Source organism: Shewanella sp. SW1 (assembly GCF_025653545.1).
Taxonomy (GTDB): domain Bacteria; phylum Pseudomonadota; class Gammaproteobacteria; order Enterobacterales; family Shewanellaceae; genus Shewanella; species Shewanella oncorhynchi.
In genome coordinates, this window is sequence record NZ_JAKKSG010000004.1 from 203,048 (window position 1) to 215,489 (window position 12,442).

11 protein-coding genes are annotated in these 12,442 nt (G+C 44.1%); 6 read left to right on the forward strand and 5 right to left on the reverse strand.

All coding sequences use genetic code 11. The features are described from left to right. Positions 1–76 precede the first annotated feature (76 nt). The gene (uvrD, locus tag L5M71_RS05540; protein ID WP_263206552.1) at positions 77–2,245 is read right to left on the reverse strand and encodes a DNA helicase II; all 2,169 of its coding nucleotides are present in this window, start codon (positions 2,243–2,245) and stop codon (positions 77–79) included. Positions 2,246–2,856: 611 nt separating this feature from the next. On the opposite strand from uvrD, the gene L5M71_RS05545 reads away from it, so the two are divergent. The 3 genes from L5M71_RS05545 to L5M71_RS05555 all read left to right on the forward strand — a co-directional run bounded on the left by L5M71_RS05545 (position 2,857) and on the right by L5M71_RS05555 (position 6,673). Further along, positions 2,857–4,437, forward strand: a complete 1,581-nt coding sequence (locus L5M71_RS05545) for an ATP-binding protein (protein ID WP_263206555.1) — start codon at positions 2,857–2,859, stop codon at positions 4,435–4,437. Positions 4,438–4,547: 110 nt separating this feature from the next. Next, on the forward strand, positions 4,548–4,880 hold the full coding sequence (locus L5M71_RS05550; protein WP_263206557.1) for a hypothetical protein: 333 nt from the start codon (positions 4,548–4,550) through the stop codon (positions 4,878–4,880). 593 nt (positions 4,881–5,473) lie between these two features. Further along, on the forward strand, positions 5,474–6,673 hold the full coding sequence (locus L5M71_RS05555) for a class I SAM-dependent methyltransferase (protein WP_198572004.1): 1,200 nt from the start codon (positions 5,474–5,476) through the stop codon (positions 6,671–6,673). A 25-nt stretch (positions 6,674–6,698) separates the two neighbouring features. On the opposite strand, the gene L5M71_RS05560 is transcribed toward L5M71_RS05555, so the two are convergent. The 4 genes from L5M71_RS05560 to L5M71_RS05575 form a co-directional block, all read right to left on the reverse strand. Next, the gene (locus L5M71_RS05560) at positions 6,699–7,145 is read right to left on the reverse strand and encodes an NUDIX hydrolase (protein WP_263171875.1); all 447 of its coding nucleotides are present in this window, start codon (positions 7,143–7,145) and stop codon (positions 6,699–6,701) included. A gap of 51 nt (positions 7,146–7,196) precedes the next feature. Then, positions 7,197–8,075, reverse strand: coding sequence for a neutral zinc metallopeptidase (locus L5M71_RS05565; RefSeq protein ID WP_263206559.1), 879 nt, complete (start codon positions 8,073–8,075; stop codon positions 7,197–7,199). Positions 8,076–8,205: 130 nt separating this feature from the next. Then, positions 8,206–8,631 carry a hypothetical protein gene (locus L5M71_RS05570; RefSeq protein ID WP_107949438.1) on the reverse strand — a complete coding sequence of 142 codons (426 nt, stop codon included), beginning with the start codon at positions 8,629–8,631 and terminating at the stop codon, positions 8,206–8,208. Between the two features lie 11 nt (positions 8,632–8,642). Further along, positions 8,643–8,867 (reverse strand): hypothetical protein, encoded by a 225-nt coding sequence (locus tag L5M71_RS05575; RefSeq protein WP_247651605.1) that lies wholly within the window; start codon positions 8,865–8,867, stop codon positions 8,643–8,645. A gap of 252 nt (positions 8,868–9,119) precedes the next feature. On the opposite strand from L5M71_RS05575, the gene L5M71_RS05580 reads away from it, so the two are divergent. The 3 genes from L5M71_RS05580 (at position 9,120) to L5M71_RS05590 (ending at position 12,340) form a co-directional block, all read left to right on the forward strand. Then, positions 9,120–10,616 carry a DUF853 domain-containing protein gene (locus tag L5M71_RS05580; protein ID WP_263206562.1) on the forward strand — a complete coding sequence of 499 codons (1,497 nt, stop codon included), beginning with the start codon at positions 9,120–9,122 and terminating at the stop codon, positions 10,614–10,616. Positions 10,617–10,981: 365 nt separating this feature from the next. Further along, positions 10,982–11,104, forward strand: coding sequence for a hypothetical protein (locus tag L5M71_RS05585; RefSeq protein ID WP_105250371.1), 123 nt, complete (start codon positions 10,982–10,984; stop codon positions 11,102–11,104). Positions 11,105–11,383: 279 nt separating this feature from the next. Next, a complete protein-coding gene (locus L5M71_RS05590; protein ID WP_105250372.1) occupies positions 11,384–12,340 on the forward strand; it encodes a TAXI family TRAP transporter solute-binding subunit in 957 nt (318 codons plus the stop codon). Positions 12,341–12,442 lie beyond the last annotated feature (102 nt).

Consider the following 12,442-nt stretch of genomic DNA (forward strand, 5'->3'; position numbering starts at 1 on the left):
ATGCTTCTCCCGATGCGAATTTACGCCCTGAAAGCGTGTCATAAAAAGCTGACATTCATCGCGTTCAGGGCTGGTATTAAAGCGCCTCTAACCGAGCGTAAGCCACCACTAACCACTTGCTGCCAAAGTCAGTAAAGCTCACTTGAACTCGCCCTTGGGCACCGCTGCCCTCAAAGTTGGTCACTTTACCTTCACCAAATTTAGGGTGATTGACTCGTTGGCCGACGTTAAAACCCGTATCGTTTGTGGCAGCCGATTTTGGGGCACTGAAACGATTATTCGCCATCGGCGTTGAAACCTGCGCCTTAAGACGGATTTCATCCACATATTGCGGCGGGATCTCTTTGATAAAACGCGACGGCCGAGCGTAATCTTCGCGGCCATAAATGCGCCGCGATTCGGCATAGGTTATGTAGAGTTTTTCCATGGCGCGGGTCATGCCCACATAGCAGAGACGGCGTTCTTCATCGAGCCTATCGCCCTCTTCGAGCGCCATTTTACTCGGGAAAATCCCTTCTTCGACACCCGCCATAAACACCATAGTGAACTCTAACCCTTTGGCAGAATGCAGCGTCATTAGCTGCACCGCATCGGTAAAGGCATCGGCTTGGCCCTCGCCCGCTTCGAGCGCCGCGTGGGATAGGAAACCGTTAAGTTCGCCCATGTCCTCCAGCTCTTCTGGTATTTCGAAAGTACGCGCCGCAGTGACGAGTTCTTCTAAGTTTTCGATTCTAGCGTGGGCTTTTTCGCCCTTTTCGGCTTCATACATGGCCTTAAGGCCCGAAGCTTGGATCACTGTATCGGCCATGCGATACAGCACCATATCTTGGGTGTCTTCACGCAGTGTCATGATTAAGTCCATGAAACCACGCACAGAATTTGCTGCGCGGCCCGCGAGCACTTTCTCGTCGAGTAAACGCACACTCGCCTGCCACAGGGTTAACTCATGCTGGCGCGCGGTGGAGCGCAAAATATCTAAAGTACGATCGCCAATGCCACGGGGCGGCGTGTTAACTACACGCTCAAACGCCGCATCGTCGTCTTTGTTATTAATCAGCCGCAGGTAACCCATGGCATCTTTAATTTCTTGGCGTTCGAAGAAGCGTAAACCGCCGTAGATGCGATAGGCTAAGCCTTTGTGTAATAAGGCTTCTTCCAATACCCGCGATTGAGCGTTAGAACGATATAAAATCGCACAATCACTGAGGTTGCCGCCCTTTTCGTGCCAATCATTAATTCGACCGACAATAAAACGCGCCTCGTCCATTTCATTAAAGGCGCAATAGAGCGAAATAGGCTCACCATCGGCTTCATCCGTCCACAACTCTTTGCCCATACGCTCTGGGTTGTTGGCGATCAAGGCGTTGGACGCTTTAAGAATATTGCCCTTCGAGCGATAGTTTTGCTCGAGGCGAATCGTGGTCGCCGTCGGAAAATCTTTTAAGAATCTATGTAGGTTCTCAACCTGAGCGCCGCGCCAGCCGTAAATCGATTGGTCGTCATCACCGACTATCATCACATTGGCAGTTTGACCGGCAAGCACGCGGATCCACGCATATTGGATCGCGTTGGTATCTTGGAACTCGTCCACCAAAATATGCTTAAATCTGTCTTGATAATGGGCCAACAAGTGCGGCTTATTGAGCCATAACTCATGGGCACGTAATAGGATTTCGGCAAAATCGACTAAACCCGCGCGGTCACAGGACTCTTGGTAAACCTGATAGATTTTTAACAGATTTTGCTCAAGCGGAAAACCGCCCGCATCGATATGTTTAGGGCGTAATCCTTGGTCTTTTTTACCATTGATATAACCCTGAGCTTGGCGTGGAGGATATTGTTTCTCATCCAAATTCAGGCTTTTTAGAATACGTTTGATCAAGCGTACTTGATCGTCTGAATCGAGGATTTGGAAGCTTTGCGGTAAACCCGCATCTTGGAAGTGAGTGCGTAACAAACGATGCGCCAAGCCGTGGAACGTGCCAATCCACATGCGGCCCATATTGGTGCCAGCGACTTTTTCAACTCGCTCGCGCATCTCAGCCGCAGCTTTATTGGTAAACGTCACCGCAAGAATCGAGTAAGGACTCTGCTGTTCAACCTGCATCAGCCACGCAATGCGGTGGGTCAACACCCGAGTTTTACCACTGCCCGCGCCCGCCAACACTAACATGCTAGATTGCGGTGCCGCGACAGCCTCGCGCTGCTTATCATTCAGGCCGTCTAGTAAAGAAGATACGTCCATTCTCGCCTCCAAAAAATCGAGGGGGCATTATAACAGAAGAAAACCCGCCTGCGCGTTTGATCCACAAGACGAATGATATGTTGCTGTATCTTGCATTGCACTGGCTTGCAAGAGTGCCGCAATGCCTAATCTCGCTTACGCAGATATGAGTAGCTTGGCTGCCTGACACTTTGCTAGATAATGGAAATTTAGGAATAGATGGCTTATTAAACCTTTTAGATGCAAAGCAAGGTTCTTCATCACCTTCAATAAGGATTAAACACTGTCATTCCAGTGACTCGCCGTGAATATATCCCTATAGGCTCGACGACGGCATCCATGCCGTCAACGGTCACTTCCATGACAATGCTTAATCCTATTAACCTTTGCGTATCTCTGCCAACCAGCAAAGGATGATAAAGCTAAAACGATATCAAGTGATTACCCATCAAACTGTATAAAAAACCGCTACCGCAAAAAAGCAAATTCCTATAGCATCATTTACACCAATTGACACGGATGTGGCAGCGACCAAGTCCAACAAGCGATTTATGCCCTATAAACAGCGCAGCGCATAAATACTAAGAAGTTAAGTTCTCCATCAGATATGAGTACATTGATAAAGGATTAAAATGAGTAAAGTAGAAGTAAATGCCAAAGGAATTAAAAATAGGCTAAAAAGCATTAAATCTTATAAATTGATTGCGGAGTATATCTGGAATGGTTTTGATGCTGGCGCAAATACAATAGAGATTGATTATCTTGCAACTGAAGTTGGTGATATTTATGAGCTATCTATTTCTGATAATGGTAAAGGAATGCCGCTAAGTCAGGTTCATAATAAATTTAAACCCGTTCTCTCTTCAGAGAAACGTGATAGTGAAATTCAGCATACATTAGTTCATGGAAAAAATGGTTTAGGCAGGCTTACATTTTATCACTTTGCACAAACGGCTCTTTGGAGAACTTGCTATAAAAAAGGTAATGGTTTTTTTAAGTATACTATTACTGCAGACGAATCACATATCGATCAATATGACCCATCAGAAGAAGAAAGATGCGAAAATAATAAAACTGGTACAACTGTAAGTTTTAATAACATTTTTGATATTTCAGATTTTTATTTTAAAAATACTATTATTGAATTTTTAAAAAAAGAATTTGCTTGGTTTTTAGAATTAAAAAGAGATCTAGGATTTTCGATAATTATAAATGGGGAACCGCTCAATGTAGGTTCTTTGATTAAAGATGAAGATAGAATGACCATTGATATTGATGGCCATTCATTTGAAGTAAAGTATATTCAATGGAAGAGTAAGCTTAATCACCATTTTTCTAGGTATTACTGCGTCAGCAATCAATCAGAATTTAAATATTCAAAACCTACTACGCTAAATAATAAAGGTGATGATTTTTATCATAGTGTTCTCATTTTAAGTTCTTATTTTGATCAATTTAAGTGTGAGAGTAATGAGGGGCAAGCAGATCTTTTAAATTGGAACAATGACAAATCTCCTGAATTTAAAGATCTCATTCATAAAGTAAATGCTTTTTTAAGAGAAAAAAGGAAACCTTTCATAATAGATTATGCGAAGTCTCTAGTGGAAGAATATGAAGCCAAAGGTATCTTCCCAAAATATAACGCTAAAAATCGTTGGGAGATGATGCGAGCTAACGATATTAAAATGATGGTGAGCCAGTTATATCAAGTTGAACCGCGCATATTTTCAAATCTCAATACGACCCAGAAAAAAACGTTAGTTAGCTTTATGTCTTTTATCGTAGATGGTGGTGAAATAGATGACCTATTTAAGATACTAGAAAATATTGTTGAATTAACTTCGCCTGAAAGAGAAAAGTTCGCAAAACAGTTACAGACAACCAAGCTTTCATCAATTGTAAATACTATTGAATTAATTAGCGATCGTTATAAGTCTGTCGCGGAATTCAAAAAACTTGTTTTTGATCCTCAAATGTATGCAGGTGAAGTGCCTCATTTACAAAGGATGATGGAAAAAAACTATTGGTTAATAGGTGAAGAGTATCAACTACTTACTGCGGCAGAACCGAAGTTTGAAGAAGCCTTAAGAAGATTTACTGACATTTTGAATAATGATGGTGATAAGAAATCTATAGATCATAAAGATAAAAATAGAGAAATGGATTTATTCCTTGTAAGGCAAGGAAAAGACAAAATAAAATTGAGAACGTAGTTTTAGAACTAAAGCACCCCACGAATATTAGACTTGGTAAGAAAGAGTTCGATCAAATTTATAACTATTACCAAATAATCAAATCCGAACCTCAATTTAATGCTTCAAATATGGAGTGGAAATTTTATTTAATTGGAAATAAATTTGATTCAACAGATTACATTGCTGATCAACTTAAGAGCCATAAAAGTCACGGAGAACCAGGGTTAGCTTTTACCGGTAAATACAAAATATATGTATTTACATGGAGCGAAGTGTTTACTGAGTTTGAATTGAAACATGACTTTTTAAATGAGAAGTTAAAACTTGAATTAGATCGATTGTCTGAAGGGCAGCATGACTCTGCCGATGATATTGTGTCTAAAACTAGAACTTCAGATGCGCCTGAAGAATTTGTAATTAAAGAGTTTAACGAGACACCCACTGTTAAATTTTGCGGGTGAAACAGAACATCCACAACTCTTTAATGCTTTAAGTGGCCAAAAGACAACTCAACAATCAAAGGACTACGCCATCCCCTCGGAGTTGCCGCAGGGCATTTGCGTTCTTTGCGTGATCGAGGCATGGATGCCGAGATAGCGTCAGTCGAATCAGGGACGAGCGTCTGACGCGATAGCATAAGAACGCTTAATGCCCAAGGGGCTTTCAACTCCGTTAGGGGCGTCTTGGAGCATCCAAGGAGGATAGGACGAGCAGTCCTCCTTGGTCGGGTGTGGGGTGAAGCCCCACGACTTTGACTTTGATTAAAAAACTCAAACAAAGTCTAGGTAAAATTCCATTAGCAAACAACCAACGCAGAATGGCGAATTTCAACTTATGGATCAGACAAAATGAATCAGATTCCCCCACTACCAAGCTACATCTTCAATTGAGCATGTCACTGGAATGACTATGCTTAATCACTACAACCTGAATAGATAGATCAGCAGCGGAGCTCTGCCCCAAATCCCTTCTCGATGAGAATAACTTTAGGTAGCGGCGGATCGCGGTTAGAATACTCACCCTGTTTTTCTTGGTTACTTTTTCGGAAACAATAATGTCCCATTCAGCGCTTAATTCTTTTGATGATTTTTACCAGCTTTTGGCTGACAGCTTGGCGAAGAATAGTCTGATCAAACTATTGTTGAGTAAGTACCGAGGGGCAGATAAAAGCCTGCAGCGCATTACGATCCGGCCGATCAGTTTGCAGAATGAACCTGTGCTGTCGTTTGTGTATCAGCACCAGACGAATCACATCACTAAAAACCTGAGTTATGACGAAGGCTTAGCTAGCATAAAACTGTTACTCGGTAACGATTTTAAGAGTGCCCACTTAGCCACGGCGCAGGCAGAAGTTCAGCTTGAGATCAGCAAAAAAGGCAAAGTCCAAATCAGTACACATAATGTTAAACAAGCCGTCGCGGCGCCGTTAGAACATGACCGTGAGAAAAAGCGTTTTGTGGATATCGAACGGCCTTTCCTGACCAAGCTAGGTGTGACGGACAGCCAACATAATCTTATCCCTGCGATGTCGCGTAAATGGAAACAAATCAATAAATTTATTGAAGTTTTCAGCCAAGCACTCGAAGCCTCACCCCACAAGAATGACCAACCGATCAATGTGGTCGATTTTGGTTCAGGTAAAGGTTATCTCACCTTTGCAATCCATGACTACCTGCGCCACAGCCTACATAATGATGCGCAGGTGACTGGGGTGGAATTACGCCAAGCCTTGGCCGATTTATGTAATGAAACAGCGGCTACGCTGGATCATCAAGGCTTGTCGTTTGTCTGCGGCGATGTGAGAACCCATGCGCCTAAACAAACCGATGTGATGATCGCGCTGCACGCCTGCGATATCGCCACTGACTATGCGATTCATTATGGTATTCGCGCCAATGCCGACATCATCATGTGTTCGCCTTGCTGCCATAAACAAATTCGCCCGCAGATGCACAGCCCAGAGTTGTTCAAACCTATGCTGCAATATGGAGTGCACATGGGCCAACAGGCTGAAATGGTGACAGATTCATTACGTGCGCTATTTTTGGAAGCCAATGGTTATGCGACTAAGGTGTTTGAATTTATCAGCCTAGAACATACCAATAAGAATAAGATGATTTTGGCCGTTAAAAAGCCACAACATAATCAGAAAGACAGCGCCGCAATCCTCGCGCAAATTGCTGACATTAAAGCCTATTACGGTATCAAGGAACACTGCTTAGAAACCTTACTCGCGCAAACCCAAGCCGATTAACGGCCGGCGGTTTACTGGCAAAGCATTAAAACTTTGCACTCATCACAACTCCGTTGAAATTGAGGCAATCTTTAATTCTTTGCTGCTGAACTGCGCTAAGGGTGTCGATATCGTGGAAGGCAAACTCTGAATGTTCGTGGCTTAAGTGGATTGGCAGAGACTCGTCTTCTGCCACATTTTTTGCCACATCAGGCCCATCAGGCAATAGCAGTTCACAACGAAAAATAAAGGCTTGGGATTGATAGGCGCTGTGATAATACACGCCGCTCAAATAGTTAACCTGCACACTTAAGCCTAATTCCTCTTGGCATTCGCGCACCAAGGCCTCGTGAATCGTTTCACCGGGCTCAAGTGCGCCACCGGGCAAACCCCAAGCAAAATTACCATAATTGGCCTTAAGCAACAGCACTTGTCCCTGCGCATTAGTGATAACCGCGTGGCTGCTCAATCTAAAGGTATCGTTAAAGGCCACTCAGTTATCCTTACATTTCTGTTTGGTACGTATTTGAGATATCAGACTAAATCACTTCGCCGCAAAGGTATTACAACTGGCGAGATTACCCGAGTCAAACCCCGTCTTAAACCATTTCACCCGCTGCGCCGAACTGCCGTGGGTAAAAGCATCGGGCTGTACGGCGCGACCCGCCATCTGTTGCAAGCGATCGTCACCCACAGCACTGGCGGCGGCAATACCTTCCGCTAAATCACCCGCTTCAAGTAAGTTAAGTTGTTGATTGACATAATGCCCCCAAATCCCTGCGTAGCAATCAGCCTGCAATTCAAGCGCGACACTCAATTGATTCGCCTGCACTTTACTGCCAGATTGCTGGGCTTGGCGCACCTTAGTGCTAGTGCCCAGCAGGTTTTGCACATGGTGGCCTACCTCGTGGGCAATCACATAGGCAAAGGCAAAATCACCGGGTGCGCCTAAGGTTTTAAGCTCATCAAGAAAGCTAAGATCGATATACACCTTACTATCGGCAGGGCAATAGAAAGGCCCAGACTGCGCCTGTCCCATACCGCAGCCAGTGGAGGTCATATTGCGATAAAGCACTAACTTAGGCTCTCGATATTGCCCTTTGAGCAACTGACCCCAAACGGTTTCTGTGGTGCCTAAAATGGCCGCCACAAACTGGGCATTTTCATCCTGTACCGCTGTTGTTGAACTAGATTGAGATTGGCTAAGATGAGATTGAGCGCTCGGGTCGAGTGACAGACCACCGGTAAAATACTGAAAAGCAATATAAATGCCGCCGATGAGCAACACCACGCGGCCAAGTTTAGTTCTCAGCAAAAAAGGCAAGAACCTAAGTAACAAGGCACTCGGCACACCCGCAGATGCCATTTGCTGGCCGCGTCGGTCTTCGATATTGGAGCTTCTGTCAGTGTCACGCCAGCGCATCGCATTCCTTCACTCTGTAGTTAAAACTTTCATTAAACCGCTATTAAAGTCGCTTAGATGCACAACTCTGATTTCGTATTTGCACTCTAGCGCCTAGCGGTTAAGAGTCTAGTGATTAAGTGTCTAGTGATTATTTCGCCTGTGTATCGCTTGTGGGCGCGTCTTTTAGTGAGCGTAAAAACAACCCTAAACCACCAAAGGCCAAAACGAGGATCACGATAAGTTCAAAGGCCGACATGGATTTAAAGTGGAATTGAATCGAGCTGATCACGCCCACAACCAAGGCCGTAAGCGAACCTAAACTCAACAGCCAAGCTAACTTACTCTTAGCGTCAAAAAACACCATCACAATGCCGATAATAAACGGTAGCATCACCATGCCTGTGGTAATCGACATGCCTTGCCCAAAGGCATTCACTCGATATAAGCCATAGCCCAGTCCAAAACTAGAGCTCACCTGTATTGCATTGAACAATAAATAAAATCCGCCACACATCATGGCAAGACCCATAAAAAATTGTCCCGTCCCGCCCTGTGTTCCGCCCGCACCTTTCATAGATATCCTTTCTACATTAACGATTTTTGAGTGGCTTGTTCTTTGGCCATTTTCAGCCGTTGATTTTCTTCTACTGCTTTTACTTTTGCATACTGATAACGGCTTTTATCCGCCTCAGCAACACAGCGCTGTTTATCTCGCATAGGCTCATAAGATTGACTCATTCGGTGCAAGCAGATGTCAGCACAGTAAAGAACAAGAGCTGCATAATCAAAGGGAATTTCACCATCAAGCACACCTCAGTGAATGACCCAAATAACACACCTCATTCATAGGTAACGCCCATATTGCCAATCACACATTTTTGCTAAGTGATATCAAGCTTATTCAGACCCCATGTTGACATAAATTACGCTAAGGCCAACACTCAATGATGAATTTTTATACGCATGAACGACGACACTAAAGTGGATTAGATACACAGTGGCTTAAATAAGGATGCTGCAACGATTCCAATATAAGCCCTACCGTTAACATAAGGAATGCCTTTGAATACGCTATTAATAGGAAAAGGTGAACAACAGGTTCACTTAAATCTTAAGTATGCCAATCGCCATGGGTTAATTGCCGGTGCCACAGGGACAGGCAAAACCGTGTCGCTGATGAGTATTGCCGAAGGTTTTTCACGCCAAGGCGTGCCGGTTTTTATCACAGACGTTAAAGGCGATATCTCGGGTCTAGCGATGGCGGGTACCCCAAGTGAAAAGCTGTTACAAAGGGCAACTCAAATTGGCATTGAGGATTATCACAACGAAGCCAATCCTGTAGTGTTATGGGATTTAGCGGGCGTTCAAGGCCACCCGCTGCGTACCACCATCAGCGAAATGGGCCCGACCTTACTCGGCCGAATTTTAGAATTGAATGACACCCAGAACGGTATTTTAGACATAGTCTTTCAACTGGCGGACGACCAAGGGTTATTACTGCTCGACTTAGATGATCTGCGGGCCATGCTGGCCTTAGTTGCCGAGGAACGCAAAGAAATCTCCGCCAAATATGGTTTAATCAGCGCCCAATCCCTCGCAGCGATTCAACGCTCGGTACTAGGATTAGAGCGCGATGGCGGCAAAGACTTTTTTGGTGAACCCGCGTTACAGCTTGAAGATTTAATGCGCACTAATTTGCAAGGACGCGGCATTATCAATTTATTAGCAGCAAACAAACTGATTTTAACTCCCCGTTTATATTCAAGTTTTTTGCTATGGCTACTCTCAGAATTATTTGAGAATCTGCCCGAAGTCGGCGATCCCGAAAAACCTAAGCTAGTGTTTTTTATCGATGAGGCGCATTTACTCTTTGAGGGTTGCCCACCGAGTCTATTAAAACGCGTCGAACAGATCATGCGCCTAATTCGCTCAAAAGGCGTAGGCGTTTATTTTTGCTCGCAATTTCCTGATGATGTCCCAAACGAAATTCTCGGACAATTAGGTAATCGTATTCAACATGCCCTGCGAGCTTACACGCCAAGGGATCAAAAGGCCGTTAAAACCGCCGCCGAAACCTTTGTGCCTAACCCCAAACTGGTTGTTAGCGACGTCATATCCCAGCTCGCTGTAGGTGAAGCCTTAGTGTCTATGTTAGCCGACAAAGGCGTGCCAACTATGGTCGAGCGCGCACTCATCGCACCGCCACGTTGCCGCATGGGACCCGCCACAAGTGAGGAGTTACAACAAGTCCGTGCCCAAAGCCCGATTGGAGGTAAATACGATCAGTTAATCAACCGCGAATCGGCCTACGAACGCCTTAACCAAAGACGAGTTGGTAACGCCACCAGCGACACCACAACCACAGCAAGTGATGCTCAAACGGGCCAAAAAGCCGAAGAACAAGGTTGGTTCAGTGAACTCATTTTTGGCAATAAGCGCCGCCAAGGGTTAGCTGAAACCTTGTCAAAACAAGCGGCACGCACGGTTGGAAGCCAATTAGGTAAACAAATTTTGCGCGGTATATTAGGTGGCATGTTAGGTAAATCGAGCCGACGTTAGGCATATGGTACTTAGTTAAGCCTCCAATTAGGGCCCACTAAAACCACAAACACTGACGAAAATAGAGGTACTGTGTCCTTGTTCGCATATTTCTTATACAGGTTAACGCTAGCATTAGCATGAATTATTCTAAGTGATAGATGGATCATGGTACGGAATTCGGTGATAAGATTATTTTGCTGTAATCGCTCATTGAGGCAAATAAATTCACAGATAATTATCAATGATTTTAGATATTTGTAATTTAAAATGTTGTAATTCGAGATAAAAATTTCGCTTCAATCAGGACGTCATGGAATAGGTTCAATTAAGTACGGCTTACATGATTAGCCTGATGAATAACCAAAGAGTACATGGAGTTTTATATGAGTAAAGAGCAAAAAAACCGTAAAGAATCGAAGAAACAACCGCTGATGTCTCCTAAAGAGAAAAGAGCAGCAAAACATGCGAAAAACGCAACTAAAGGTTTCTTAGATAACACTAAATAGTGTCTTGTTATTAGGAGGTTTGTCCTCTAATAACACAAATAGGGTTAACTTAGGTTAGCCCTTTTTATTGCCCGCTGCATTGAACCAACCAAGTTTTACCTCACAATACAACCTTGCTCAAAACAGTCTCAGATCTCAGTTTTGTGATACAAAAGTAGCAGCTATCGACTATAGCCTAATTGACCTTTTTCAGGTTTTATGTAGTTATATTGAGCTGATTACGGTATTTACCGCTCGAAAGACCCTACATAACACTATAAAAAATAAGGATATTTCATAATGAAAATCAAAAAACGTTTTGTCGCCGTCGGCGCAGCAGTGACCCTCACACTCAGTGCTGCCGCTATGGCTGCTGCCCCCGCCTTTATCAACATTCTCACAGGCGGCACCAGTGGTGTGTATTACCCTATTGGCGTTGCGCTGTCGCAACTCTACGGCACAGGAATCGAAGGTTCTAAAACCTCAGTTCAAGCAACTAAAGCCTCAGTAGAAAACCTCAATTTATTGCAAGCGGGTCGTGGTGAATTAGCGTTCGCTTTAGGTGATTCAGTCGCAGCAGCATATCAAGGTGATATTGATGCAGGCTTTAAAACGCCGCTGGATAAAATCCGAGTACTTGCCTCGGCTTATCCTAACTACATTCAAATCGTCGCCAATAAAGAGTCTGGTATTAAAACCTTGGCCGATTTAAAGGGAAAACGTATCTCAGTGGGTGCCCCTAAATCAGGGACAGAACTCAATGCCAGATCGATTTTCAAGGCTGCGGGACTAAGTTACGAAGACATGGGGAAAGTCGAGTTTTTACCCTATGCCGAATCCGTTGAGCTAATCAAAAATCGTCAATTAGACGCCACTTTACAATCTTCCGGTCTCGGCATGGCTGCTATCCGTGACTTAGCTGCGACTATGGCAATCAACTTTGTTGAAATTCCAGAAGATGTGATCGCTAAGATTAACAATCCCGCCTATCAACATGGCGTGATCCCAGCATCCACCTATGAAGGCCAAACCACCGACGTTTCTACCGTCGCCATTCAAAATTTACTGGTGACTCAAAGCGGTGTATCGGATGATTTAGCCTATCAGATGACAAAACTCATGTTCGAGCACTTAGACCGACTCGGTAACGCGCACTCCGCCGCGAAGACCATCAGCGTAGATAAAGCGACGAAAAATCTGCCAATACCACTGCACCCAGGTGCAGAACGTTATTACAAAGAAGTTGGTGCACTCTAAGTTTTACTGATATCTGTGCATCCTATTCCAAACTAAGCAATTGAGATGCCGTTAAATAACGGCATCTCGTTTATATCATCTCTGTAGTCTAATGCTGTGAGG

Bases quoted from the DNA above. Each gene is read 5' to 3' on its own strand.
- uvrD (WP_263206552.1), bottom strand. From the start codon at position 2,245: ATGGACGTATCTTCTTTACTAGACGGCCTGAATGATAAGCAGCGCGAG.
- L5M71_RS05545 (WP_263206555.1), top strand. From the start codon at position 2,857: ATGAGTAAAGTAGAAGTAAATGCCAAAGGAATTAAAAATAGGCTAAAA.
- L5M71_RS05550 (WP_263206557.1), top strand. From the start codon at position 4,548: ATGGAGTGGAAATTTTATTTAATTGGAAATAAATTTGATTCAACAGAT.
- L5M71_RS05555 (WP_198572004.1), top strand. From the start codon at position 5,474: ATGTCCCATTCAGCGCTTAATTCTTTTGATGATTTTTACCAGCTTTTG.
- L5M71_RS05565 (WP_263206559.1), bottom strand. From the start codon at position 8,075: ATGCGCTGGCGTGACACTGACAGAAGCTCCAATATCGAAGACCGACGC.
- L5M71_RS05570 (WP_107949438.1), bottom strand. From the start codon at position 8,631: ATGAAAGGTGCGGGCGGAACACAGGGCGGGACGGGACAATTTTTTATG.
- L5M71_RS05585 (WP_105250371.1), top strand. From the start codon at position 10,982: ATGAGTAAAGAGCAAAAAAACCGTAAAGAATCGAAGAAACAACCGCTG.
- L5M71_RS05590 (WP_105250372.1), top strand. From the start codon at position 11,384: ATGAAAATCAAAAAACGTTTTGTCGCCGTCGGCGCAGCAGTGACCCTC.